The organism is Lonsdalea quercina subsp. quercina, from assembly GCF_000688655.1.
GTDB lineage: Bacteria > Pseudomonadota > Gammaproteobacteria > Enterobacterales > Enterobacteriaceae > Lonsdalea > Lonsdalea quercina.
The window spans coordinates 37412-63663 of record NZ_JIBO01000020.1 but is presented as its reverse complement, the minus strand read 5'-3'; the positions used below and the strand labels follow the sequence as shown (position 1 = coordinate 63663).

General features: G+C 58.4%; 19 protein-coding genes. 10 read left to right on the top strand and 9 right to left on the bottom strand.

Annotated elements, in window-relative coordinates:
• Window positions 1–348: 348 nt before the first annotated feature.
• The 6 genes from RZ35_RS16250 to RZ35_RS16225 all read left to right on the top strand — a co-directional run bounded on the left by RZ35_RS16250 (window position 349) and on the right by RZ35_RS16225 (window position 8108).
• On the top strand, window positions 349–1035 hold the full coding sequence (locus RZ35_RS16250; protein WP_036153697.1) for an ABC transporter ATP-binding protein: 687 nt from the start codon (window positions 349–351) through the stop codon (window positions 1033–1035).
• Entirely contained in the window at window positions 1032–2264 is a 1233-nt protein-coding gene (locus tag RZ35_RS16245) for an ABC transporter permease (RefSeq protein WP_026744251.1), read from the top strand. Before RZ35_RS16250 ends, RZ35_RS16245 begins: the two co-directional genes overlap by 4 nt.
• A 483-nt stretch (window positions 2265–2747) precedes the next feature.
• Entirely contained in the window at window positions 2748–4436 is a 1689-nt protein-coding gene (locus RZ35_RS16240; protein WP_026744250.1) for an ABC transporter ATP-binding protein, read from the top strand.
• 111 nt (window positions 4437–4547) lie between these two features.
• Complete coding sequence (locus tag RZ35_RS16235; protein ID WP_026744249.1) at window positions 4548–6248, top strand: ABC transporter substrate-binding protein; 1701 nt, start codon at window positions 4548–4550, stop codon at window positions 6246–6248.
• A 25-nt stretch (window positions 6249–6273) separates the two neighbouring features.
• A complete protein-coding gene (locus RZ35_RS16230; protein ID WP_026744248.1) occupies window positions 6274–7269 on the top strand; it encodes an ABC transporter permease in 996 nt (331 codons plus the stop codon).
• Window positions 7266–8108: an ABC transporter permease gene (locus tag RZ35_RS16225; RefSeq protein WP_036153693.1), complete on the top strand. Its 843-nt coding sequence runs from the start codon at window positions 7266–7268 to the stop codon at window positions 8106–8108. Before RZ35_RS16230 ends, RZ35_RS16225 begins: the two co-directional genes overlap by 4 nt.
• A gap of 46 nt (window positions 8109–8154) precedes the next feature.
• Here the strand turns inward: RZ35_RS16225 and RZ35_RS16220 are convergent, their stop codons facing one another.
• Window positions 8155–10473: a Tex family protein gene (locus RZ35_RS16220; protein ID WP_026744246.1), complete on the bottom strand. Its 2319-nt coding sequence runs from the start codon at window positions 10471–10473 to the stop codon at window positions 8155–8157.
• Window positions 10474–10742: 269 nt separating this feature from the next.
• Here RZ35_RS16220 and RZ35_RS16215 point away from each other — a divergent pair, with 269 nt between their 5' ends.
• Entirely contained in the window at window positions 10743–12026 is a 1284-nt protein-coding gene (locus RZ35_RS16215) for a citrate synthase (RefSeq protein ID WP_026744245.1), read from the top strand.
• 21 nt (window positions 12027–12047) lie between these two features.
• On the opposite strand, the gene poxB is transcribed toward RZ35_RS16215, so the two are convergent.
• From poxB to greB, 3 genes are all read right to left on the bottom strand, one after another.
• The gene (poxB, locus tag RZ35_RS16210; protein WP_026744244.1) at window positions 12048–13769 is read right to left on the bottom strand and encodes a ubiquinone-dependent pyruvate dehydrogenase; all 1722 of its coding nucleotides are present in this window, start codon (window positions 13767–13769) and stop codon (window positions 12048–12050) included.
• Window positions 13770–13980: 211 nt separating this feature from the next.
• Window positions 13981–15723, bottom strand: a complete 1743-nt coding sequence (locus RZ35_RS16205; RefSeq protein ID WP_051625604.1) for a lysophospholipid acyltransferase family protein — start codon at window positions 15721–15723, stop codon at window positions 13981–13983.
• Window positions 15724–16081: 358 nt separating this feature from the next.
• Window positions 16082–16564 carry a transcription elongation factor GreB gene (gene greB, locus RZ35_RS16200; RefSeq protein ID WP_026744243.1) on the bottom strand — a complete coding sequence of 161 codons (483 nt, stop codon included), beginning with the start codon at window positions 16562–16564 and terminating at the stop codon, window positions 16082–16084.
• A 249-nt stretch (window positions 16565–16813) separates the two neighbouring features.
• On the opposite strand from greB, the gene ompR reads away from it, so the two are divergent.
• Window positions 16814–17533, top strand: a complete 720-nt coding sequence (ompR, locus tag RZ35_RS16195; RefSeq protein WP_026744242.1) for an osmolarity response regulator transcription factor OmpR — start codon at window positions 16814–16816, stop codon at window positions 17531–17533.
• Window positions 17530–18903 (top strand): two-component system sensor histidine kinase EnvZ, encoded by a 1374-nt coding sequence (gene envZ / locus RZ35_RS16190; protein WP_051625603.1) that lies wholly within the window; start codon window positions 17530–17532, stop codon window positions 18901–18903. Before ompR ends, envZ begins: the two co-directional genes overlap by 4 nt.
• A 297-nt stretch (window positions 18904–19200) precedes the next feature.
• Here the strand turns inward: envZ and pckA are convergent, their stop codons facing one another.
• From pckA to RZ35_RS16165, 5 genes are all read right to left on the bottom strand, one after another.
• Window positions 19201–20820, bottom strand: coding sequence for a phosphoenolpyruvate carboxykinase (ATP) (gene pckA, locus RZ35_RS16185; protein WP_026744241.1), 1620 nt, complete (start codon window positions 20818–20820; stop codon window positions 19201–19203).
• Between the two features lie 201 nt (window positions 20821–21021).
• Window positions 21022–21894 carry an Hsp33 family molecular chaperone HslO gene (gene hslO / locus RZ35_RS16180; RefSeq protein ID WP_026744240.1) on the bottom strand — a complete coding sequence of 291 codons (873 nt, stop codon included), beginning with the start codon at window positions 21892–21894 and terminating at the stop codon, window positions 21022–21024.
• 25 nt (window positions 21895–21919) lie between these two features.
• Window positions 21920–22333 carry a ribosome-associated heat shock protein Hsp15 gene (hslR, locus tag RZ35_RS16175; protein ID WP_026744239.1) on the bottom strand — a complete coding sequence of 138 codons (414 nt, stop codon included), beginning with the start codon at window positions 22331–22333 and terminating at the stop codon, window positions 21920–21922.
• Between the two features lie 9 nt (window positions 22334–22342).
• Window positions 22343–23029, bottom strand: coding sequence for a GMP/IMP nucleotidase (yrfG, locus tag RZ35_RS16170; RefSeq protein WP_026744238.1), 687 nt, complete (start codon window positions 23027–23029; stop codon window positions 22343–22345).
• Window positions 23030–23120: 91 nt separating this feature from the next.
• On the bottom strand, window positions 23121–25265 hold the full coding sequence (locus RZ35_RS16165) for an intracellular growth attenuator family protein (protein WP_026744237.1): 2145 nt from the start codon (window positions 25263–25265) through the stop codon (window positions 23121–23123).
• A gap of 388 nt (window positions 25266–25653) precedes the next feature.
• Between RZ35_RS16165 and nudE the strand changes: the two genes are divergently transcribed.
• The gene (nudE, locus tag RZ35_RS16160; protein WP_026744236.1) at window positions 25654–26217 is read left to right on the top strand and encodes an ADP compounds hydrolase NudE; all 564 of its coding nucleotides are present in this window, start codon (window positions 25654–25656) and stop codon (window positions 26215–26217) included.
• Window positions 26218–26252 lie beyond the last annotated feature (35 nt).

The window sequence follows — 26252 nt, the reverse complement described above, 5'->3', positions numbered from 1 at the left end:
TCGTTCGGGGTGCTGGGCGCCGAATTTTCCAACGACGTAAAAACGCTGTCGGGGCAACGCGTGAAAATGCGGGGATTCATGGCGCCGCCGTTGAAGGCGGAGGCGCAATTCTTCGTCCTGACCAAAATGCCGATGGCGCTGTGCCCGTTTTGTTCGTCGGATGCGGACTGGCCGGAAGACATCGTGGTGGTCTATCTCGGCAAGCGGCAGACCTTCGTGCAGAACAACACCATTATTGAGGNGGACGGCGTGCTGGAATATGGATCGTGGACCGATCCGGAAAGCGGGTTCGTCAGCCTGCTACGCCTGCGCGACGCGCACTTCAAAACGCCATAGGAGCCGGTTGCGATGATACAGATGACACAATTGCAGGNGACATTTCCCGATCTGCCGGAGCCGGTATTAGACATTCCGCATCTCCATATTGCGGAGGGAGAGCGGGTGGCGATCGTCGGGCCGTCCGGATCGGGCAAAACCACCCTGATCAATGTGATGACGGGGCTGGACGGACGGGCCAGCGGATCGGTGCGATGGGATCAACAAGAGCTGTCAACCCTGAGTGAAGCCGGTCGCGATCGTTGGCGCGCTCGCCACGTCGGTCTGATCATGCAGGACTTTCATTTATTTCCCGGCCTGTCGGCGCTGGAAAATGTGTTGCTGCCCGCGCGCTTTCACCATTGGCGGCTGCCCCGCGCGCTGAAAACGCGGGCGGCGGAACTGCTGGAACGGGTGGGGCTGGAGACGGGAAAAAGGACGGTGGAACGGCTGTCCCGCGGTGAAAAACAGCGGGTCGCGGTAGCGCGAGCGCTGCTGGGCGAGCCGGATATGATCGTTGCTGATGAGCCGACCGCCAGTCTGGATCGCCATAACGGCCAACAGATCGCCGAGCTGTTAATCGCGCTGGCGCGGGATACGCACACGACGCTGATTACGGTCACGCACGATCGTCAACTATCCGACGGAATGGCGCGCTGCATCCGGTTGGAACAAGGACGAATCGTGTTGGATGAAAAAAATCAGGAGCAGACGACATGATCCCTTGGACGTTATTAGGCGCCGATATGCGCAGGCTGTGGCCCGGCATGTTGGTCGTCATGTTGCTGATCGCGCTGGCGACGGCGCTGAGCATTGCGGTAAATCTGCAAGAGCGGGCGTTACAGCAAGGGAGTGCGCGTGCGGCGGACCGTTTCGATCTGGTGATTGGCGCGCCGGGCAGCGAAACGCAGCTGGTGCTGTCATCGGTCTTTCTGCAACCGTCGGCGCTGACGCTGATCCCGGTATCGGTGCTGGACACGTTGGCGCATCATCCGCTGGTCGAGTGGGCCGCGCCGGTGGCGTTCGGCGATTTCTATCAGGGCATGCCGGTCGTGGGGACGACGACGGCGATGGTGACGGATAACGGCAAGCGGGCGTTGCAGGCCGGGCGAGTCTTTGAACAGGATTTCGACGCCGTCGTCGGCGCGCATACCGGTTTGCAACCCGGCGATACGTTCAGTCCTATCCACGGACGCGTCGGCGAAAGCGGGACGCACTCGCACGAAAATGTCCGCTACACCGTCGTCGGCGTGCTGCCGGAAGAGGGCAGCGCCTGGGATCGCGCCATACTGGTGCCGGTCACGGCGGTGTGGCGCGTGCATGGCATCGCGGTGCCGGGACATGAGCATGACGACGAAGAAACACATCATCACGNCGGCGAAAAGGCGGAGCTTCACCCCGCCGCAACGCACGCAGGCATGCCGGCTATCGTGGTGAAACCGAAAAGCATTGCCGGGGCTTATCAGCTGCGCGCCCAGTACCGCACGGACGCCACGCTGGCGGTGTTCCCCGGCGAGGTTTTGGTCAAGCTCTACGGCATTTTGGGGGATATCCGTCTGTTGCTGGACTACGTGGCGATGGGCACGCAGGGGCTGGTGGGCATTGCCGTCGCGATGGTCGCGGTGCTGCATCTGCATCAGCGTCGCAGGCAGATCGGCGCGCTACGGGCCTTTGGCGCGCCGCGTGCCGGCATTTTTCTGCTGGTCTGGTCCGGACTGATGCTGCTGGTGAGCGCGGGCATTCTGGCGGGCGNCGGGCTGGGCTATCTGGCGGCGAAGGCGATTGCCGTCGTGATGAGCGAGAAAAGCGGTTTCGTGCTACCGGTCACGCTCGGCGAGGAGGATATTCAGTTCTCGCTGCTGCTGTTGGTGATCGCAGCGGTGGTCCTCACCGTTCCCGCGATGTTGTCCTGGCGACGCTCTCCGGCGGAGGCGTTGCGCGAGGCGTAGGCCGCTTTTCAATCCCTGCTCACTAAGCTCGCACTACGCATGATGTCGTGCGAGTTTTTTTATATTGCGGAGGGCCTGATTTCCGACCGTTTCCGGTCATGCGCTGTACCTGCCATCATCCCCCGATGGGCGGTCGCCGCATCTTCGATCGTCTTGCTGATTGCCGGCGTGTTTCCTTGGCGCCGTTCCACCCGCTGCGGCTATTGACGCGGGATCTCGTCGTCTCTCGTATCAGCGGCGCGTTCTGTCCCTCGTCGAATGGTTAACGCAGTGCTTAGCGCATCCTCTCCGGCCCGGATAATCATTCAATCACTAAATAATGAGTGGCTATAAGTAATAAAAAAAACGTCATAGGGAATCATTCGGGCGGCGCTTACATTAGCGGGTCATGTTTGGTGCAGCTGCGCCAAACGTCGCTAGCTAGGCGCCGGTCTCCTGACGGGCGACGGCTTTCCACCGGGTGGGTTGATTGAAGGTATTTGGATGACGGCGTTATTGGATATACGGGGACTGAACATTCGTTTTCCCGGTCATGTGGCGGTGGATAATCTCGACCTGCAAATAGCGGCGGGCGAAACGCTGGCGCTGGTGGGCGAGTCCGGTTGCGGTAAGTCCACCACGGCGCTAAGCGTGCTGCGGCTGTTGCCTAAGCAGGCGCAGGTTCGCGGGTCGATTCGGCTGGACGATGACGAGCTGTTATCACTCAGCGAACGTCAGCTCGCCGCGCGGCGCGGCAACGTGGTCTCCATGATTTTCCAGGAGCCGATGACGTCCCTGAACCCGGTGCTCTCGATTGGACAACAGGTGGCGGAAGCCCTGACGCTGCACCAACCGCTCAGCCGGGAACAGGCCCGCCAGCGCGCGATCGAGCTGCTGGCGCGGGTGAAAATCCCGGAACCTCAGCGCCGTTTCCACGATTACCCGCACCACCTTTCCGGCGGCCAGCGTCAGCGCGTCATGATCGCCATGGCGATCGCCTGCGAACCGCGTCTGCTGATTGCCGATGAACCGACCACGGCGCTGGATGCCACGATTCAGGCGCAGATCCTCTCTCTGATCGACGAACTGCGGCGTGAGCTGAACATGGCGGTGCTGCTGATTACGCACGATTTGGGCGTGGTCGCCCAGTGGGCTGACCGGGTCGCGGTGATGCATCACGGCCGCAAGCTGGAAGCAGGCCCGGTCGGCGACGTACTCCATCATCCGCAGCACACATATACCCAAGGGCTGTTGCAGGCGTCTCTGCATACCCACCCCGGCCTGCATTACCGCGAAACCCGGCTGGCGGAAATTCATTACAGCGCGACCAACGGATTCTCGCTCTCGCAGCCGCCGGTCGATCCCGAGCGTTTTACCACGGCGACACCCGCGCAGGCGCCGCTGCTATCGGTCACGGACTTGACGGTCGCCTATGACACGGAGCGGGGGCGCGTCGCGGCGGTGAACGAGGTTTCGCTCACCCTTCGACCCGGCGAAACGCTGGGGTTGGTGGGCGAGTCCGGCTGCGGAAAGTCCACGCTGTCGCGCGCGATCATGCAGTTACAGCCGGTTCAGCAGGGCCGGATCGCATTTGACGGTCAGAATTTGCTGTCGTTATCGCGTCGACAGCTGTTGCCCTGGCGCCAGCAGATGCAGATGATTTTTCAGGATCCCTTCAGCTCCCTCAATCCGCGTCAGCGTATCGATGACATTCTCGGTTATGCGCTGGCGATCCACGGCGTTAAGGACAAACAAGAGCGCGAGCGGCGAATCGTGCGCATCCTCGATGATGTCGGGCTGGCGCGCTCGGCGCGCGATCGCTACCCGCACGAATTTTCAGGCGGTCAGCGCCAGCGCATCGGCATTGCACGAGCATTGGTGCTGCGCCCGCGACTGCTGATTTGCGATGAGCCGGTTTCGGCACTGGATGTGTCCGTGCAGGCGCAGATTATTAATCTGCTGGTGGATCTGAAAGCCGAGCTAGGACTGACCTATTTATTTATCTCTCACGACCTTTCCGTCGTCCGTTACATCGCCGACCGCATTATGGTCATGAATGGCGGTCGGATCGTGGAAGAGGGCGACCCGCAAAGCCTCTGGCGGCATCCGCGTCATCCGTACACCCGCGCGCTGTTGGACGCGGTGCCGGGGCGGCAGGCCAGTCGGGCTGAAGCGACAGTAATACAAGCCTGAGCCGGCGACAGTCCGCCGTCCGCGCTTGATAACAACAATACAGAGAACAGCCTTACCTTGGCCCAGGCGGCTTTAGGAAAGTCTGACTTATTCATCGAGGGGAAACAGACGATGCCAAAACAGAGTTCGGACGCGCCGCGTTCCACCGACCGCGCCCTGGAGGCGATGGTCGACTATGAAATTAATCGCCGCCGATTTCTCGGTATCTCCGGCGCGATCATGGCTTCCGGGGTATTTGGGGGGGCGTGGCCGCTCGCAGGTCAGGCCGAGGTCGGTAGCTTGCCGAATACCGTGACCGGCGCCGTTCGCGGGGGAACGCTGGAAGCGGTGGTGCATCCGGAACCGCCGACGCTGGCTTTCTTTATCAATACCTCCACGCCGGGCCGCACCGTCGTCAGCAAAATCTTCGACGGCCTGTTCGACTATGCGCCGGACCTGACGCCGCGTCCGCAGTTGGCGGAGAAAGTGGCCGTCTCGGACGACGGGCTGACGGTGACGCTTTACCTGCGTAAAAACGTGTTTTGGCACGATGGTCAGCCGTTCAGTTCGGCGGACGTGAAGTTTTCCGCCGACAACGTCTGGTTGCAGTATTCACCCTATGCCCGCCGCGTTTTCCAGTACCTGGCGCGAACCGAAGCGCCCGACGCGCATACCGTCGTGCTGACGTTGTCCAAGCCGACGCCGGTGGTGCTCAACGCGCTGGACGTCGTGGCGACGCCGGTGTTGCCGAAACACCTGTATGAAGGCACGGACATCCCCAACAACCCCTACAACAACAAGCCCGTGGGCACCGGGCCGTTTGTGTTCAAGGAGTGGCAGCGCGGCAGTCATATCGCGCTCGAACGTTTCGATAAATACTGGCAGCCCGACAGACCTTTCCTCGACAAGCTGATATTCAAAATCATCCCTGACGTCTCGGGCCGCGCGACCGCGTTTGAAACCGGCGCGATCCAGTACGGCGAACGTAATCCCGTCACCTTTGCGGACGCCGACCGCCTGTCGAAACAGCCGAATCTGACGCTGGATACGGCGGGTTATAACGGGNTTGCGACCTCGTTCTGGCTGCTGCCCAACCTGCGCGACCCGATTCTGGGCAACCTGAAAGTCCGTCAGGCGATCGCACATGCGGTGAATAAAGATCTGCTGGTTAAAGTGGNATGGGGCGGCTACGCTAAACCGGCGACCGGTCCCGTTTCCTCACAGCTGAGCACGTTCTATACCGCCGACACGCCGCAGTATCCGTTCGATCCCAGAAAGGCGCAGGCGCTGCTGGACGAAGCCGGTTTCCCGAAGAAGGCGGACGGCTGGCGCTTCACGCTGAATCACGACTTCATCCCTTTCGGCGACGACTACCGCCGTACCGGGGAGTTCGTCCGTCAGGCCCTGCGGGCCATCGGCATCGATGTGACCTTGCGGGCGCTCGATCTGGCGACCTGGAGCAAAAACGTCTTCAAGGATTACGACTATCAGTTGGCCAGCTCCTGGGGCGTCAACTGGACCGACCCGCAGCTGGGCGTGGAGCAGCTTTACTGGNCGAAGGCGGAGAGCAAGGGCACGCCCTGGACAAATGCCTCCGGTTACGCCAGCCCCGAGGCGGACAGGCTGATCGAAGCCGCGCAGATTGAGGTGGATCCAGTGAAGCGTCGGGCGCTTTATGATGAGTTACAGCGCGTGGTGCAGCGCGATCTTCCACAGATTAACCTGTTCGAATTCAAGTGGTTCGGCATTTGGGCCAGAAATTTGCGCAACGTGACGGACACCTTCAATCACAGCCAGAACAATTTCGCTCAGGTATGGCTCGACAAAAAATAACGCCGNACGGCGGGCGGACGCACTTATGACGAAACATCTTTTTTTCCGGCTGTTGCAGCTGGCGGGCATCGTGGTTTGCATCGCCACGCTGAACTTTTTTCTCCTCAAGCTGCTGCCCGGCGATCTGGTGGATGTCATCGCCAGCGAGAGCGGGAACGCCTCGCCGGAGCTGATTCAGCACCTGCGCGCACTGTACGGATTGGACCGTTCGGTACTGGCTCAGCTATTGGCTTATCTCGGACAGCTGTTGCAGGGCGATTTGGGTTTTTCGTTCCGTTTCGGCGAGCCGGTCATGGGCCTGATTGTGGACCGATTACCCGCCACCCTGTTGCTGGTAGGCACGGCTTTATTGCTGTCGGCCGTGGGCGGCGTGCTGCTGGGGGTGGCGTCGGCGCGTCGTCCCCACGGCATCGCGGACTCGGCGATTTCGGTTCTCTCCACGTTGGGCTATTCGGCGCCGATGTTCTGGGTAGCGCTGATGCTGATCGTCCTGTTTGCCGTCAAATTGGGGTGGCTGCCGGCCAGCGGTTGGCAGGCTATCGGTGCGGGTTACCACGGCTGGCGACAGCTGTGGGACGTGGCGACGCATCTGGTGCTGCCGGTGCTAACGCTGGCGATTTACTACATGGCCGTGTATGCGCGGCTGTCGCGGGCTTCCATGATTGAAACGCTTTCGGAGGATTTTATCCGCACCGCGCGGGCGAAGGGCGCACGCGAAGGCCGTGTGATTTTCGGTCATGCGCTGCGTCATGCCGTGCTCCCGGTGATCACGATGCTGGGCCTTCAAAGCAGCGCCCTGTTGGGCGGTTCCATCGTGGNGGAAACGGTCTTCGCGTGGCCGGGACTGGGACAGCTGTCGTTTGATGCCATCCGTAGCCGGGATATCCCGGTGCTGCTGGGCGTATTGCTGTTCAGCAGCGTACTGGTCGTGTTGTCCAATCTTCTGGTGGATATCGTGCATGCCGGGTTGGACCCGCGCCGGCGGCGCGCGGTGGCCCGAAGAGAGAAAGGAGAAATATGATGCGCTGGTTATTACAACCTTCCGCGCTGATAGGGCTGACGATCCTGCTGGGCGTAGCGGCGATGGCGTGTCTGGCATCCCGGCTCTTTCCCGACGATCCGCTGAATATGGTCGGCATGCCCTATCTGTGGCCGGGNCAGGATGCGCAGTTTCCATTGGGAACCGATCTGATGGGGCGGGATATTCTGGCGGGCGTGTTTCACGGCGCGCGCGTGTCGCTGTTGGTTGGCGTCGCATCAACCGCAATGGAGCTGCTGATCGGTATTGCCGTCGGCGTCTTGTCCGGCTTCTATCGGGGGCGCATCGATAGCGTACTGACCAGCGTGACCACGCTGTTTCAGACCATCCCGGCGTTTCTGCTCGCCATTATTCTGGTGGCGGTGCTGCAACCCTCCCTCCCCACCCTCATTTTTGCGCTGGGCATCACCTCCTGGACCAGCGTTGCCCGACTGGTGCGTGCGGAGTTTTTGGCGCTGCGCGAGCGGGAGTTCGTGAGCGCCAGCATTTCGCTCGGCGCGAGCGATCTGCACCTGATCTTCCGTGAAATCCTGCCGAACGCCTGGACGCCGGTGGTGGTTTCCACAGCGCTGCTGATCGCCAATGCCATTCTCTCTGAGGCGGGGCTGTCCTTTCTCGGGTTGGGCGATCCCAATGTCGTGAGCTGGGGGGCGATGATCGGGACGGGACGGGATGCGCTGAGGACCGGATGGTATATGACGGCGATCCCCGGCGTGATGATTATGCTGACCGTGATGGCGCTGAATCTACTGAGTGATGCGCTGCACACCGCGCTGAACCCGCGTTTGCGTCGTAAGCGCAACGTGCTGCCGGTGCTCTGAACGCAGAGGGAGCGCCTGTCGCGCGCTCCCTCTTGTAGGTAAGGCGTTAGCGTTTTTTGAACGCCGCCGCCAGCGCGTCGCTCATCGCGCTGTTGCCGGCCGCTGTCCCGCCCGCACGCGGACGCGGTTTGTTGGCGGCCTGTCTGCGCGGCTGGGCTGTATCCTGACTGCCTCGGCGAGCGCCGGTTTCACCCGGTTGCTCATCCAGGCGCATCGTCAGCGCGATACGTTTACGCTGCAAATCCACTTCCAGCACCTTCACCTTAACGATATCGCCCGCCTTGACCACCGTGTGCGGATCTTCCACATAGCGGTTCGCCAGCGAGGAGATATGCACCAGCCCGTCCTGATGGACGCCGATATCCACGAAGGCGCCGAAGTTGGTGACGTTGGTGACGGCCCCTTCCAGAATCATGCCCGGCAGCAGGTCGTTCATCGTTTCCACGCCTTCGGCGAAGCTGGCGGTTTTGAACTCAGGGCGCGGGTCGCGTCCCGGTTTTTCCAGCTCTTTGATGATGTCGGTCACCGTCGGGATCCCGAACCGTTCGTCGGTAAATTCGCTGACTTTCAGTGAACGCAGCGCATTGGCGTCGCCCATCAGGTCCTGCAGCTTCTGCTCGGTGACGGCCAGAATGCGTTCTACCACCGGGTAGGCTTCCGGGTGAACCGTCGAGGCATCCAGCGGGTTGTCGCCGTGGTTGATGCGCAGGAAGCCGGCGCACTGTTCGAACGCTTTGGGGCCGAGACGGCTGACTTTCAATAGCTGCGCGCGGTTAAGGAAGCGCCCGTTCTCATCGCGCCAGTTGACGATATTCTGCGCCATCATGCGGGTCAGGCCCGCGACGCGGGTCAATAGCGGCACGGACGCGGTGTTCAGATCCACCCCGACGGCGTTCACGCAGTCTTCCACCACCGCATCCAGCTTTTTAGCCAGCAGCGTCTGGCTGACGTCGTGCTGGTACTGGCCGACGCCGATGGATTTCGGCTCAATCTTCACCAGCTCGGATAGCGGGTCTTGCAGTCGGCGGGCGATAGATACCGCGCCGCGCAGCGAAACATCCAGATTAGGGAACTCCAGCGCGGCCAGCTCGGACGCGGAGTACACCGAGGCCCCCGCTTCGCTGACGATCACCTTCTGGGCGTTGATTGCGGGGAACTGTTTCTGAGTGTCGAGGAAGAAGCGTTCGGTTTCGCGCGAGGCGGNGCCGTTGCCGATGGCGACCAGTTCCNCCTGGTGCTTCATGCACAGCGCGGCAACGCTGGCGGCCGCTTTGGCGGCCTGACCCGTGTGCGGGTAGATCGTGTCGGTCGCCACCAGCTTGCCGGTGGCGTCTACGACCGCGACTTTAACGCCGGTGCGCAGGCCGGGGTCCAGCCCCATCGTGGCGCGCATCCCGGCAGGCGCGGCCATCAGCAGGTCGTGCAGGTTGCGGGCGAAGACGTTGATGGCTTCGTCCTCGGCCTTTTCACGTACGCTGCTCATCAGCTCGGTTTCCAGATGCATCAGCACCTTGATGCGCCAGGTCCAGTTGACGACCGCGCGACGCCAGCCGTCGGCGGGGGCGTTGTTCAGGCGCAGGCCCAGGTGGTCGACGATGATCTGCTCGCAGTAGCTTTCACGCGGCGGCTCGTCGAACTGCGGATCGGCGTTCAGCGCCAGTTGCAGAATGCCTTCGTTGCGGCCGCGAAACATCGCCAGCGCACGATGGGAGGGCACCTGCGCGATAGGCTCGTGGTGGTCGAAGTAGTCGCGGAACTTCGCCCCTTCCACCTCTTTGCCCTCCGCCACGCGGGAGACCAGATGCGCGTTTTTCCACAGATAGTCGCGCACCTTCGCCAGCAGGGCCGCATCCTCGGAGAACCGCTCCATCAGAATGTAGCGCGCGCCGTCCAGAGCCGCTTTGACATCGGCGACGCCTTTATCGGCGTCAACATAGGCTTCGGCGGTGTTTTCCGGCGTCTGGGACGGGTCGTTCCACAGGCTGTCCGCCAGCGGCTCCAGGCCCGCTTCGATAGCAATCTGGCCGCGCGTGCGGCGTTTGGGTTTATACGGCAGGTAGAGATCTTCCAGCTCGGTTTTGCTGAGCGTGGTGCGAATGGACTGCGCCAAATCGTCGGTCAGTTTTCCCTGCTCGTCGATGGATTTCAGAATAGTCCGGCGACGATCTTCCAGCTCGCGCAGGTAACCCAGCCGGGTTTCCAGCTGACGCAGCTGCGTATCATCCAGCCCGCCGGTCACTTCTTTACGGTAACGGGCGATGAAAGGGACGGTGTTTCCCTCGTCCAGAAGTTGAACCGCGGCGCTGACCTGCTCGGTGCGGGCGTTCAGCTCCTGGGCGATGATATGGCTTAATGAGGCATTCATGAGGTTAATATCACTCGTCTTCAATTAAGGGGGTGTAAAAGCTTGCGATAGTTATACGGATTGACGGCGAAAAATGCCAGCCGGCGCAGACGCGGTGCGCAAGCGGGCTGCGGCGAAAGTTTATCTGCATCAAAATTACGCCAGATTGTTGTGACGTAACGCGGAATTAGCGTATTAAATGAACACGGGGCAGCGATGCCATGGTGATTTTAGACCGCCTACGCCAGTACGACGGGGTAAGTGCGTTCATTCGGTCGGGAGATTGAGGCATGACAGTAAAAACATCCACGCTGACGGTGGGCGGGCAGGAACACATTGAGCTGGAGATTCGCCGCGGCGTGATGGGGGGAGAGGCGGTGGATGTCCGTCCCTTAGGCGAGCGCAATCTGTGCAGTTTCGATCCCGGCTTCGCCAACACGGCGGGCTGCGAGTCCGCCATTACCTATATCGACCCTGTCGACAGCGTGCTGCTGCATCGCGGCTTTCCCGTCGAACAGCTGGCGGAACAGTGCGATTTCCTTGAGGTCTGCTTCATCCTGCTGCACGGCGAAGCGCCCACACGGAAGGAGTACGACACATTTTCAGAGACGATTACCCGCCATACGTTGATCCACGAGCAGATCAGCCGGATGTGCAGCGGTTTTCGTCGGGATTCTCATCCTATGGCGCTGATGTGCGCCGTCGTTGGGGCGCTGGCCGCGTTTTATCACGATGTGCTGAATGTGGAGCAGCCGGAGGACAGAGAGCTGGCGGCGGTGCGGCTGCTGTCGAAGATGCCGACGCTGGCCGCCATGAGCTACAAATTCTCCATTGAGCAACCGGCGGTTTACCCGCGCAATACGCTCTCTTACACCGCGAATTTCATGCACATGCTGTTCTCTATTCCGGCGGAAAAGTATGAGGTGAATCCGGTGCTGGAGCGGGCGATGAACCGAATCTTGATCCTGCACGCCGACCATGGGCAGTGTCCGTCGACGATGGCGGTTCGGGCCGCCGGGTCATCCGGCGCCAACCCGTTCGCCTGTATTGCGGCGGGCCTGGCGTCGATGTGGGGACCGCGACNCGGCGGCGCGAACGAAGCCTGTATGCGCATGCTGGGCGAAATCAAAACGGTGGATCGCGTTCCGGAGTTCGTGCGTCGGGCGAAAGAGGGCGGCAGTGCGATGCATCTGATGGGATTCGGCAATTCGGTGTACCACCACGTTGACCCCCGCGCGGCGATCCTGCGTAAAACCTGTTACGAGGTGCTCAACGAACTGGGCATGGCCGACGACCTGCTACAGGTGGCGATGGAGCTGGAGCATGTGGCGCTGACCGACGCTTATTTCCTTGAGCATCGGCTGTACCCCAGCGCCGACTTCTACACGGCGGTGATTCTTAAGGCGATGGGCCTGCCGCCCGCGATGTTCCCGGTCATTGCCGCCGTGGGGCGCACCAGCGGTTGGATTGCCCATTGGAAAGAGATGCACGAGCGGGGACTGACTCTGTATCGTCCCCGTCAGGTGTACAACGGCCAGCCGCTGCGGGACTTTCGGTCCGCATTAAACGACTGACCGTGTTGCGATGGCGGGCGGCTAGCGCAGCCAGTTGGTTTTCGCCAGCTCAATCACTTCGTCGCCGCGCCCGCTGATGATGGCCCGCAGCATGTACAGACTGAAGCCCTTGGCCTGTCCCAGTTTGATTTCCGGCGGCATCACCAGTTCGTCCGTGGCGGTGACGACATCCAGCAGCACCGGGCCGTCGTGGGAGAAAGCCTCTTCCAGCGCGGCGTCCAGCTCGGAGGCTTTCTCCACGCGGAGTCCCTTAACGCCGCAGGCATTGGCGATCTCCGCGAAGTTGGGATTGTGCAGTTCGGTGCCGTCCGTCAGGAAGCCGCCCGCTTTCATCTCCATCGCCACAAATCCCAGCGCGCTGTTATTAAACACCACGATTTTTACCGGCAGTTTGAGCTGGGCGACGGACAGAAAATCGCCCATCAGCATGGTAAAGCCCCCATCGCCGCTGAACGACACGACCTGCCGGTTAGGATCGACCGACTGCGCGCCCAGCGCCTGAGGCATCGCGCTGGCCATGGAGCCGTGGCTGAAGGAGCCGATGAGACGGCGTTTGCCGTTCATTTTCAGGTAACGTGCGGCCCAGACGGTCGGCGTGCCGACGTCGCAGGTAAAGATGGCGTCCTCGCTGGCATAGTGGCTGATCTGTCGGGCGAGATACTGGGGATGAATCTCCTNTTTGTCGTTCGGTTCCGCCAGCTCGTCCAGCCCCTTGCGCGCGTCCGCATAATGCTTCAACGCCTCATCAAGGAAGTGGCGGTCGTCCTGCTGATCCAGTAATGGGAGCAGCGCCGTCAGGGTAGATTTGACGTCGCCCAGCAGCGCCATGTCCACGTGGCAGTGGGAGCCGATACTACCGGGGTTGATGTCGATCTGGATAATCTTGGCGTTCGTCGGATAGAACGCGCGGTAGGGAAACTGCGTGCCCAGCAGCAATACCATCTCGGCATTCATCATCGCGTGGTAGCCGGAAGAAAAGCCGATGAGTCCGGTCATCCCGACGCTGAAGGGGTTGTCGTATTCGATGTTCTCTTTGCCCCGTAGCGCGTGAACGACCGGCGCCTGTAGCGTGGCCGCCAGTTGCACGACGTCATCATGCGCGTCCGCGCAGCCGTTGCCGCACATCAGAGTGATGTTTTTAGCGGCGTTCAGCAGCTCCGCCAGTTTGTGCAACTCGCTGTCCACCGGCAGTACGCGCGGCGCCGGGATCGGATACCAGTCCGNCGACGCGCCTTCCGGGGCAGGCTTCAGCGCGACGTCGCCGGGCAGTACGATGACCGAAACGCCACGATTGTGGATCGCTTTACGCATGGCGATCGCCAGCACCTGCGGAAGCTGTTCAGGGTTGGAAATCAGTTCGCAGTAGTGGCTGCATTCGCGGAACAGTTCCTGCGGGTGGGTTTCCTGAAAATAGTTGCTGCCGATCTCGCTGGACGGAATGTGCGCCGCGATGGCGAGAACCGGAACATGGTTTCGATGGCAGTCGAATAATCCGTTAATCAGATGAAGGTTGCCTGGCCCGCAGGATCCGGCGCAGACGGCCAGTTCTCCGGTCAACTGTGCTTCGGCGCCTGCCGCGAAGGCGGCGACCTCTTCGTGACGGGTCGGCATCCAAGCAAGGGTGCCCATGCGGTTCAGGCTGTCGCTCAGCCCGTTCAGAGAATCGCCCGTGACTCCCCAAATGCGTTTCACTCCGGCGCTTTCCAGCGTTTTGGCAACGAAATCGGCAACGGTTTGCTTCATACGCTTTCGCTCCTTACGACGATGTGGCATCTCTTCGATGGCGAAGTATATTCAGACAAGCGTAGTTGAATAACCTGCCGCACGGGCTTGCCGAGACGGTGAAAAGTGTGAACTGATGTTGGGATTGTCAGCCGGACATCTGGGGATGCAGCGGGATGCGCCTGAGGAACGGGAAGGAGAATAGCCTCTCCGCATCCTCTGTTTGTCGCGGTTAGTCGGGGGTGTCGGCTTTATCGCCTTGTGGCGCATATGCAGGCGCGGATTCCGCAGCGAACGGCGCGATGTAGCGCTGATAACGCGAGGGTTTGAGCTGCTGTAAGTCCACCAGCACCAGTCCGTCGATGCAGTTGTTGAAGTCCGGGTCGATGCCGAAGTCAATGAACTGCACGCCACCGGTTTCACACAGCTCGGAATACTGTTTGTAAAGCGTGGGGATCGCGCAACCGAGGTTGTTAAGCATACTCTTTAGGCGCGTGAGGTCTTGCTGATAATCGTTGCCCTGGAACTGCTTCAGCACATCCGGCAACGATGCGGGGTAAGGACGCCGCGACCGCGCCAGCGGCTGACGTGGCGGGAAATACAGCCGATAGAACGCCACCAGCAGGTCCCGGGCGGTGATGGGCAGCGTACCGGACAGTGACACCGGGCCGAACAGATAACGGTACTGCGGAAAGCGCGCCACATAGGCGCCGATGCCCAGCCACAAATATTCCAGTCCTCGCTTGCCCCAGTACTTGGGTTGAATGAAGCTGCGACCCAGCTCGATACCGTTGGCGAGTATTGTCCCCATCTCGCCGCCATACTGAAACAGGCTGTGGCTATACAGCTGATGCGGGTCCTGATGGGCGGTGGGGGTGAAACGGTAGGCCCCTACGATATCCAGCTTCTCTTCGTCCCACAGCACCAGATGCAGATAGTGGTCGTCGAAGTGATCTAGATCGCGTCGCAGCCCGCAGCCTTCGCCGACGGCGCGAAAGGCGATTTCCCGCAGGCGGCCCAGTTCCCGCAGAATCGGCGAGTAGTCTTCGTCTTTACGCTGATAGAGATAAATCGTTTTACCGTCCGGAGTGGTGCCCAGCACGTCGCAGTCGGTCAGCGCCTGTTTCAGTCGCGACCGATCCTCCGACAGCGCAATAGGTTTCTCCCCGGCGAAGCAGCCCGGCTTGCCCTGACCTAACCGGTAAACATGGCGGCGGAAGCGGGCCGCCATATCGTTGGCCTGCCACTCTCCCTGACTCCAGGTCGCGTAAGGGATTTGCGGGCCAATGCGCAGGTTTAATTTATTGCCGCGCTGATGAAACATCTCTCTCACCAGCAGTAGCGTGGATAATGGGCGATAAATCAGGGAGGAAAGGTAAAACAGTCCGCTGTTGCGGCCCTTGATGTGGATCGGAACAATCGGCGCCCGCGCTTTGGCCGCCATGCGGATAAACCCGCTGTGCCAGTGGCCGTCGCGGATCCCATGCAGGCTAATGCGCGAGACTTCTCCCGCGGGGAACAAAATGACGGCGCCATCCTGATGGAGATGATTTTGAATGTTGGCGATTTGCTGTCGGTTGGTGCGGTTGCTGAAGTTGTCGACGGAGAAGAACAGCGATTTCAGCGGTTCGATGTAGGAAAGCAGCTGGCTGGCAACGATACGGACATCCGGCCTGACGCTGGCGACGTGCCGCAGCAGGGCGAGTCCATCCAGTGATCCGATGGGATGATTCGCCACCAGAACCACCGGACCGTGGCTGGGAATGTTTTCCAAATCGCCTTCCACCATTTCGCAGTTGAGGTCGAAATAGTCCAGTATTTCCTCCACCAGATCGAGCCCCCGTAGGTGGGGATTTCGTTGGGCGAACTGCTGCATTTCCTGCTCGAATAACAGCGTTCGTAATACCGTGCGTTGCCAGGTTGGCGTGTGTCTATGCGGAGCCAGATCCTGCAATAAGGTGTCTAAGCTGAACATATTCGGATCTCCATGATCACCAAGAATCACGGTAAGTGATAAAAATGACACATATATTTCAGATTAGATTAAGTCGGTAATTTCGCTTTTTCTGCGGCGCATTTGGCGTACTTTCATCGCCGCAACAATAATGGCTGTTAAGCGACGCGATATTGCGCGTTTCATTTCATCGTAAGCGTAAAAATAGCGCGTTGATAACTCTGGAAAATAACGATTTTACGTGCGAACGAGGTTATTTCCTGACGTGAAAAGCGCCGCCGGAAATAAAGGCTTTAGGCGCTTTGTTGTTGTGATGTCGCGGTATTTTTACGCATCCGCCTGGCCTGTGAATGTGGGCGGCGGATGAATGATAGCGACGCTATGGAGCTGTTGTACCGTAGGCGATTTTATTGATGTACCAGGTTTTTCTCCCGGTCGGCGTCGGCACCTCCGCCTCTTCATCGACGCTTTTTTTCAGCAGTGCCCGAGCCATCGGCGCGTCGATCGAGATATAGTCCTTGCGGCCGTATATTTCGTCCGGGCCGACAATGCGAAACAGCTTCACGTCCCCGTCTTCGTTTTCAACCTCTACCCACGCGCCGAAAAAGACTTTGCCGTCCTGCTGCGGCGAGTAATCCACCACTCGCACTACCTGCAGGCGTTTGCGCAGGTAGCGGACGCGCCGGTCGATCTCACGCAGCAGGCGTTTGTTGTACTGGTAGTCGGCATTTTCGCTGCGGTCGCCCAGACTGGCGGCCCAGGCGACTTTTTCTGTGATTTCAGGTCGGCGCTCTTTCCACAGGTAGTTGAGCTCCTGATGCAGGGNCTCATATCCTTCTCGGGTAATAAGATCGGTTTTCATACGTCTCGGTTAAAAATCTATGTTATTAAATCTCGGTGTCACGACGGCACGTCTGTCAACGATAACGGAATTCATGTTGTCTATATGTCATTATCTTCGAATATGGACAAAGGAAATGTTTGATTACAACGTATTTTTATATGGTTTGTAACAATTATGATTAGAATATAAACCAGAAAAGATTGTCCAGTGTTTAACAAGTTTTGAACAATATCAACATAGGCGTTCATCCCGTCTTTGGAGAATAAAATGCAAGAGAACTACAAAATTCTGGTCGTTGATGACGATATGCGTCTGCGTGCGCTATTAGAGCGTTACCTGACCGAACAAGGATTTCAGGTACGTAGCGTCGCCAACGCGGAACAGATGGATCGTCTGCTGACGCGCGAGTCCTTTCATCTGATGGTACTGGACCTGATGCTACCGGGCGAAGACGGCCTGTCTATTTGCCGTCGCCTGCGCAGCCAGAGCAACCCGATGCCGATCATCATGGTGACCGCGAAAGGGGAAGAAGTCGATCGCATCGTCGGACTGGAAATCGGCGCGGACGACTATATTCCAAAACCGTTCAACCCGCGTGAACTGCTGGCCCGTATCCGTGCGGTGCTGCGCCGTCAGGCGAACGAACTGCCGGGCGCGCCGTCTCAGGAAGAAGCGATTGTCGCTTTCGGCAAATTCAAGCTGAACCTGGGGACGCGTGAGATGTTCCGCGACGACGAGCCGATGCCGCTCACCAGCGGNGAGTTCGCCGTATTGAAGGCGCTGGTCAGCCATCCGCGTGAGCCTTTGTCTCGCGATAAGCTGATGAATCTGGCCCGTGGTCGCGAATACAGCGCGATGGAGCGTTCCATCGACGTACAGATTTCCCGCCTGCGCCGCATGGTCGAGGAAGATCCGGCGCACCCACGTTATATTCAGACCGTCTGGGGTCTGGGCTACGTCTTCGTCCCGGACGGCAGTAAGGCATGAGACGCTGGCGCTTCTCTCCGCGCAGCTCCTTCGCCCGTACGCTGTTGCTGATCGTCACCCTGCTGTTCGTCAGCCTGGTGACCACCTATCTTGTCGTGCTGAACTTCGCCATCCTGCCGAGTTTGCAGCAGTTCAACAAGGTGCTGGCCTATGAGGTCAGAATGCTGATGACCGATAAGCTGCAGCTGGAAGACGGTTCTACGCTGGAAGTGCCGCCGGCCTTTCGGCGTGAAATTTACCGGGAGCTGGGCATTTCGCTGTACACCAATGCCGCAGCGGAAGAGAGCGGGTTGCGCTGGGCGCAGCATTACCAGTTTCTGAGCCAGCAGATGGCGCAGCAGCTGGGCGGTCCGACGGAAGTGCGGGTCGAAGTCAGTAAAAATACCCCGGTGGTATGGCTGAAAACCTGGCTGTCTCCCGACATCTGGGTACGCGTGCCGCTGACCGAAATTCATCAGGGCGATTTCTCGCCGCTCTTCCGTTATACCCTGGCGATTATGCTGCTGGTGATTGGCGGCGCCTGGTTGTTTATCCGGGTGCAAAACCGACCGTTGGTGGAGCTGGAGCACGCAGCGTTACAGGTCGGGAAAGGTATTATTCCGCCGCCGCTGCGGGAGTATGGCGCGTCTGAGGTCCGATCGGTGACGCGCGCCTTCAACCAGATGGCGGCAGGGGTCAAGCTCCTGGCGGACGATCGCACCCTGCTGATGGCGGGCGTCAGCCATGATTTGCGCACGCCGCTGACGCGTATTCGTCTGGCGACGGAGATGATGGATAAAGAGGATGAGTATCTGGCGGAGTCGATCAATAAAGACATCGAAGAGTGCAACGCCATCATCGAACAGTTCATCGACTATCTGCGTACCGGTCAGGAGATGCAGATGGAGATCGCCGACCTCAATAGTATTCTGGGTGAGGTCGTCGCTTCGGAAAGCGGTTATGAACGTCAAATCGACAGCGAGTTTTGGGAGGGGGAACTGTTAGTCAATGCCAGTCCGCTTTCCATCAAACGCGCGGCGCTGAATCTGGTGGTCAACGCCACCCGTTACGGCAATGGCTGGATCCGCGTCAGCAGCGGCAGCGAACTCCAGCGCGCCTGGTTCCAGGTGGAGGATGATGGAGAAGGNATTGCTCCCGAGAACCTCAAACATCTGTTCCAGCCGTTTGTCCGCGGCGACAGCGCCCGTAGTACCAGCGGCACCGGCCTGGGGCTGGCTATTGTGCAGCGCATCATTGACGCGCATCACGGCTCACTGGAAGTGGGCAGTAGCGAACGAGGGGGACTGCTGGTTAGGGTCTATCTGCCGATGACCTACAGCAGAACGGNCCTCGAACCGGTCGACACGGCGGATAATCTCCCCGGGGCCTAAAGATAATGCGCTTTTATCTCTATTGCCGGTTTCCCTACCGGCGATACCTCTGCGTTTTGCTCGTCGTTAAATTCGCTTTCCGGTTAATCTGCTCATTTCGAGATGGGCTTTGTACTGGAGGGTTGTGTACGCAGAGATAGCGAGCGTCATTTCTGCGCCACTTCGTTCCCGCAGCTCCCCTGCCATTCTCCCTGATATTCAACGCTCATTGAATTGGATGACGTCGATCTTCGTTCTGTTCCTTGGAAAAAAATGCCTGCGGTTGCAGGCATTCGTTGTGGAGTCGCTGATGACGGATCAGATCTTCGGACCGGCGGCGACCAGCGCAGCTCCTGCCGGGGTATCGGTGTATTTGTCGAAGTTGGCGATAAAGNGTTGAGCCAGATCTTCGGCATTCGCTTGCCACTGTGCGGCGCTCTCATAGGTATCGCGCGGATCCAGAATCGATGGGTCCACGCCGGCCAACGCGGTCGGGACAGACAGATTGAAGATAGGCAGCGTTTTCGTTTCCGCCTCCTCAATGCTGCCATTCAGGATGGCGGCGATAATGCCCCGCGTGTCCTTGATAGAAATGCGTTTGCCGGTGCCGTTCCAACCGGTATTTACCAGGTAGGCCTGTGCGCCGGAGGCCTGCATCCTTTTCACCAGCACTTCGGCATACTGTGTGGGATGCAGCGTGAGGAAGGCGGCGCCGAAGCAGGCGGAGAATGTTGGGGTTGGCTCGGTAATGCCGCGCTCAGTCCCGGCCAGTTTGGCGGTGAAGCCGGACAGGAAGTGATACTGCGTCTGATCGGACGTCAGGCGAGATACGGGCGGGAGCACGCCGAACGCGTCGGCGGTCAGGAAAATGACCTTGGTGGCATGGCCCGCTTTGGAAACCGGTTTGACGATATTTGGAATGTGATCGATCGGATAAGAAACCCGGGTGTTTTCGGTTTTCGAACCGTCGTCGAAGTCGATGCTGCCGTCCGCGCGCACGGTCACGTTTTCCAGCAGCGCGTCACGCTTGATGGCGCCGTAGATATCCGGCTCGGCTTCCTTGGAGAGCCTAATGGTTTTGGCGTAACAGCCGCCTTCGAAGTTAAAGACGCCGTCGTCGTCCCAGCCGTGTTCGTCATCGCCAATCAACTGGCGGTTTGGATCGGTGGACAGGGTGGTTTTACCCGTGCCGGAAAGGCCGAAGAAGACTGCGACGTCGCCCGCTTCGCCGACGTTGGCGGAGCAGTGCATGGAGGCGATGCCTTTTAGCGGCAGCAGGTAGTTCATCATGGCGAACAGCCCTTTCTTCATCTCGCCGCCGTACCACGTTCCGCCGATCAGCTGGATGCCTTCGGTAAGGTTAAAAGCAACGAAGTTCTCTGAATTGAGTCCTTGTTCCCGCCAGTTAGGATTGGTGCACTTCGCGCCGTTCAGCACGGTGAAGTCTGGGACAAAATCGCGCAGTTCGTCGTCGCTGGGACGGATAAACATGTTTTTCACGAAATGCGCCTGCCAGGCGACTTCGGTAATGAAACGGACTTTCAGCCGGCTGTCGGGGTTGGCGCCGCAGTAGGCATCAACGACAAAGAGGCGTTTCCCGGAGAGCTGCTCGCCGACTCGCTGTTTCAACTGTAGCCAGACGTCCTGGCTGAGGGGATGGTTGTCATTCTTGCCAGTGCCTTGATCGGACCACCAGACGGTATCGCGCGTCACGTCATCACGGACGATATATTTATCTTTAGGGGAGCGGCCGGTGAAAATACCGGTGTTGACGGCGACAGCACCCAGCTCGGTTTCGACGCCGCGTTCGTAGCCTTCTAATGTAGGAGATGTTTCTTCTTTAAACAGTAAATCGTAGCTCGGGTTATAGACGAGTTCGCGGATGTCGTGAATGCCGTAAGCGGAAAGCGCCCGTGACATCTGGCCGTTAATCTCCATGTGGCTACTCCTCAATGGGTATTGTCCAACTGCCTCTTAGTGTAGGGCCAGAGCTTATTTTAACTACGAGAACTATCATAAAATTAAATAAATTCTTTAATAACTTTGCTTAATCTTGTGACGCAAAAGTAATAAAAATGTGATAGAGAGCACAGAATGAGAAAGAAAGGGCGTCTGACGGCGCCCTCTTCAGCGGTGGGATTAGTGCAGGTGGGTGCGTGAGGCGGACTGACGAATATCGTCAATGTCGGCCGCGTTGAAGACGTAATGGCTACCGCAATAATCGCAATGCATGTCGATGTTGCCGTCCTGTGCCAGAATATCGTCCACTTCGCTTTCCGACAGTGTTAGCAGGGCGTTCTCACAGCGTTCGCGCGAGCAGTGGCAGTGGAAACTGACCGACTGAGGCTCATACACCGTCACCTCTTCCTGATGATACAGGCGATATAACACTTCGTTGGCGGGCAGAGAGAACAGTTCCTCGCCTTTCACGGTGGTCGTCAGCTGAGAGAGATGATCGAAGTCGTCTCGGTGACCTTCCTGGGCTGGCAGCACCTGCAGCAGCATACCGGCGGCGCAAGGTTTGCCGTCGTGCTCGCCGGTACGGATAAACAGGCGCGTCGGCAGCTGTTCTGACTGCTGGAAGTAGTTTTCCAGGCAGGCGGACAGGGTGTTGCCTTCGAGGCCGACGACACCCTGGTAGCGCTCGCCTTCGGTGGGCGTGATGGTGATCACCAGATAGCCATTGCCGATCATGTCGTGCAGCGAGCTTTCAGGGGCGATGTCTCCCTGCAGGCGAGCCACGCCGCGCATCTGCTGAGCGTTGTTGCCGTTGATGACGGCCAGTTTGAGCGGGCCATCGCCCTGTAGCTGAACCGTGATGTCACCGCTGAATTTCAGCGTAGCGGTCAACAAGCTGGTAGCCACCAGCAGTTCGCCGAGCAGGGTTTGCACGGGGGCCGGGTAATCATGATTCTTCAGCACCTGCTGGAGCGTGTCGCCGACCGTGACCAGTTCACCGCGAACGGCGTGGCTTTCAAACAGGTAACGGTGCAATTGATCGTGTGTGGACATAATATTTTCTCGCGGCGACGGCGGGTTAGTCCGCGTCGCTGTATTTAAATTTAATCAAATCCCGGCGCTCTTTTTTATCTGGGCGACGGTCGGGGTGGGGCATGGACAGCGCGTTCATTTTTCTTGCCTGCGCCATTTTTTCCCGTTTTTCGATACTGACCTCGGTTTCCTGGTACATCGCCTGCGCCTGAGGCGCGGAACGGCGCTGCGCGCAGATTTCCAGGATCACAATGGTGCGTTCGTCGTTGCCCTGACGTAATTTTAGCTCGGCATTCAGCTCGACCAGTTTGCTGGGCTTGCTGCGTTGACCGTTATAGTGAACCTTGCCGCCTTCAACCATATCGCGGGCGATGGCGCGGGTTTTGTAAATTCGGGCCGCCCATAGCCACTTGTCCAGCCGGACCGCGGCGTTGTCTTCATGCTGGCTGGCTTTGCTCATATATGCTCCTCAAAAACCGGTTTCGCCTGTCAAAGCGGGGATCAGCGCCCGATAATCGTTGGTGGCGGGATGACGATGAAACATTTTGCCCTCGGGCAGGCTGGAGTCTGGGTTGCTGACGCCCAGACAATAGCCGATCCCGAACGTCTTGGCCGCATCCAAAATGGGTTCGCTGTCATCCACAAACAAGGTTCTTGCCGGGTCGAATCCGATTTGAGTTTGTACCGCCTGCCATAAACGCTGATCTTCTTTCGGAAAGCCATAAGTATGGGTGGAAAGTAATAAATCAAGGTGCTGATCGAGTCCCGTGCGTTCAATTTTGACCGATAGGCTGTGCGGATGGGCGTTAGTCAGCAAAACCGTGTGGCGACCGCTATCCCTTAATGCACGAAGAAACGGCGCGGTGTCGTCCCGCAGCCGGGCGCGTGAAGCGATGTCGCGCGTCATCTGACGTATATCCAGATCCAACTGCTGGCTCCAATAGTCGAGGCAGTACCAACTGAGCGTGTGCTGAACGGACTGATATTCGTGCGCCATCAGTTCCTTCGCTTCTTCCAGCGAAATACCGCGCCTTTCGCTGAGCGATTGCGGCACCAACTGGAGCCAAAAATAGCTGTCGAAAGCGAGATCAAGCAGGGTGCCGTCCATATCCAGCAGCACGGTATCTATCTCTTTCCAATCGAGTTCGGACATCATCATCTCTCCGGCAAAAAGGCCATTGCCGCCGGAAGCGGCCGTCAGGCTGAGGTTGTCTGTACGCCAGTATACCGGTTCAAGGCTGATGATTTCACGACGGGCGAGAGGCGCTGCCGTGTAACGCTGGTGTAGCGGAGGTCTCCGGCGCCAGATATCTGGCGTAATACTGTTGAATATCGGCAATACGCTGTTTGCTGCGGCGGTGTTTCATGACCAACTGCACGACGTTAATAATAAACACGCTCGTAAACAGCAGAAGCAGCACGCTGCTGCCGAGGTAGCGCCACAGCGTGACCGCATCGGGTTCGCTATGAAGGGAGATATGGCGAGTGCCGTTGGCGTCCAACGCGATCGCCGTGATCACGCCGCTGGCTTCAAAGGAAGTGTGCAGCAGCATCGCGGACAAACGCTGCAATTCCTGCCATTGTTCCGCTGGCCGATACTCGACCAGCGGCGTCATCGGTTCTGGGTGGGTGACGAATTGGTTGCCTTCATCGCTACGGATCAGGAACCCGGCCGGCGGTGGGCTGTTCAACGCATTGGTGGCGTTGCGAAGCTCTTGCAAATAAAAGTAGTCCGTGGCGTTGTTGACCAGAGTATCCAGCGTTTCGGCACTCACGGGGCGCAGTATCACGCTGGTGCCTTTCAGCGCGCCAGAGCTGGCGCGCCTGACCAAAACGTTCCAGCTTTTCACATTGCCGAGGTTGATCAGCGCGTTCTTCAGACGCGTACAGTCCTCTTCTTTTTCGCACAAGTCTTCGGTTTTCAGTACGATGTCGGAAAAATCATTGAGCAGAATCATGCCGGACTTCTGAATCGCGCTGGCTAACGGTGAGCTAGCCCCGTCGCCATTTGTTGAGGGATGCAGCTGTTCGTTGACTGTGGCGCGCAGGGCGATGGTTTTTTCGATGATATCGGATTCAGGCAGCGGTAGCGGGTCAGCTTTATTCCAATAGATGGCGGAACAGTCGAAGGGCTGGAAAGCCGACGTGCTGGGAGGCGTAGGGCCGTGATCGACCGGCGGAACGTAACACATGCCGGTGCCACGCACCTGCAAGGTATCGCCGACATGGAGCGGCATCTTCTCCAGTTCGTCGACCTGTGTGACTTTGATGTTATTCGCGCCTTTGATCCAAGCGAGGCTGAGCTTAAGCGGTAGATCGAGCGGAACGTAGCTCAACAGCAGCAAAAGGCTGAACAGCGCGCCGCAGGCCAGCACCAAATTTTTGCCGCGTTTCTGCAAGGGAAAGCGTTTCACTTCATTATGAAGCGACAGATATTTTCCCTGTCGAACGACCTGCCGATTCTGGTAAATGTCCACATCAGTCTTTTTCCCCAAATCGTGACCGATATAAGGCTGCCAGTGCGGCGGGTAAATCAGATCAATGTTCCCGAGAGAGATGTTGCCAAGACGGCTTTGGTTCGATTCGCCGAAAAGTCCTAGACAATGTGGCGTGCCATTCAGACAGTGAACATCCTGCAGCTCTTTTTCACGGGGAGCTCGAAATAGCTGCCAACAGCTCCATGCGGCCAGGATACAGGCTGTGGCAGCCAGCCACGGTAGCACTGCCAGCGGGCTGTTAAGGCTGAAGACCAAAAGCAAAAAGGCGCAGCAAAGTATGGCGGCGTCTTTAATCCCGCGAGAACGATGCGTGGCGTACTCTTCCCGCGTTTCCTTCCGCACGGAAAGCAGTTCGGTATGCTCGTTTTCCTCCGGGAGAATCGACGCATTGCCGATCGGCAGTTCACGGTTGTTCGAGAAATCTCTGTTGTTGATATATTCCGTGATCGAGTGTCCGTTAAGCGAAATGACCAGCGGCATCGAACGCGTGGTGATCAGTTCGATCTCGTTATTCTGTGTGATGTATTGTTCCCAGCTGGGAGGGAGGTGAACTTCTTGTGTATCAATGAAGTATCGCCATTTATTCGGCGCATCGGTGCTAAGCCCATAGCGGGTAATACTGTGCGTAATGGGATATACACGGTTGCTGAGCAGAGAACGGGTCAGACGTGGGGAAGACGCCGACGCGGTAAGCGGCAGCGTATTGCCAGCATCTCTCGACACCAAATATTGTTCTACAGCCTTGCGTTCCGTCGAGGTCAGCTGGCGATGTCCAGAGACTACGGGCAGGCGTTTGGCAAAAAGAAAACGACGATACATGCGATAGCCAATGAAACCCCCTACCGCAATCAGACAGGCTAACAATACAGACAATATGATGAGTATTGTACTCATATCATTACCATCCAATAGCGTCAGGTTTCCTCTGTTTTTTTTTGGATACTAACAAAGATACATAGGCTAAATTATCCCATCTAGCTTTGCTGGCTGCCTTTGCTAACTGAATTTATATATTCTTGTCTTGATCCTTGGATGCTAACAAGGCCAGACATGAACAAAAATGAGGATAATCCTATTTTTTTTCATCCAAGTGCCTATCTGGTTTACATAAGTGAAGCTTATGTTTTTAAGGTGTTGCAATATTGTTGTTTTGGTATGGTAAAGTTGCAGGCAGCAACGCGATTGCCGCAAAATGCCCATGTGGCCCCTGCTGTGAAGAGTACCAGTATTTTTCCAACTGTGCGGTCAGCGTCAGTCAATTTCCTCTGTAACCGGGGCTTCTATGGAAAATAACCTGCAAAAACCCAAAATTCTCGGGGTTGAAACCGTAGCCCGCTCGCGTCTGTTTAATGTTGAATCGGTGGATCTAGAGTTCAGCAACGGCGAGCGCCGCGTGTATGAACGGATGCGTCCTTCCGGACGGGAGGCGGTGATGATTGTGCCGGTTATCGGCGATGACCTGCTGCTGATCCGCGAATACGCGGTGGGGATCGAACAGTATGAACTGGGCTTTCCCAAAGGGCTGATCGATGCGGGGGAAACGGTGTTTGAAGCGGCTGACCGAGAATTGAAGGAAGAAGTCGGATTTGGTGCGGAGCATTTCGAACTACTGGCGACCTTGACGCTGGCCCCTTCCTATTTTTCCAGTCAGATGAATATCGTCATTGCCCGTGGGCTTTATCCTCAGCGCTTACAAGGCGATGAGCCGGAGCCGTTGATCCCTGTCCGTTGGCCGCAGGCGCGGATGATGTCGCTATTGCAGGAGGCGGATTTTCGGGAGGCTCGCAACGTTAGTGCGCTATTCCTGGCGCATGCCCACCTCTTTTCGCCGTCTCCCCTGAAATAGCGTCGCACTCTACAGGCAGGCGCGCTGGTGACAGC

Bases quoted from the DNA above. Each gene is read 5' to 3' on its own strand.
- RZ35_RS16240 (WP_026744250.1), top strand. From the start codon at position 2,748: ATGACGGCGTTATTGGATATACGGGGACTGAACATTCGTTTTCCCGGT.
- RZ35_RS16205 (WP_051625604.1), bottom strand. From the start codon at position 15,723: ATGTTCAGCTTAGACACCTTATTGCAGGATCTGGCTCCGCATAGACAC.
- hslO (WP_026744240.1), bottom strand. From the start codon at position 21,894: ATGTCCACACACGATCAATTGCACCGTTACCTGTTTGAAAGCCACGCC.
- hslR (WP_026744239.1), bottom strand. From the start codon at position 22,333: ATGAGCAAAGCCAGCCAGCATGAAGACAACGCCGCGGTCCGGCTGGAC.
- yrfG (WP_026744238.1), bottom strand. From the start codon at position 23,029: ATGATGTCCGAACTCGATTGGAAAGAGATAGATACCGTGCTGCTGGAT.
- RZ35_RS16165 (WP_026744237.1), bottom strand. From the start codon at position 25,265: ATGAGTACAATACTCATCATATTGTCTGTATTGTTAGCCTGTCTGATT.
- nudE (WP_026744236.1), top strand. From the start codon at position 25,654: ATGGAAAATAACCTGCAAAAACCCAAAATTCTCGGGGTTGAAACCGTA.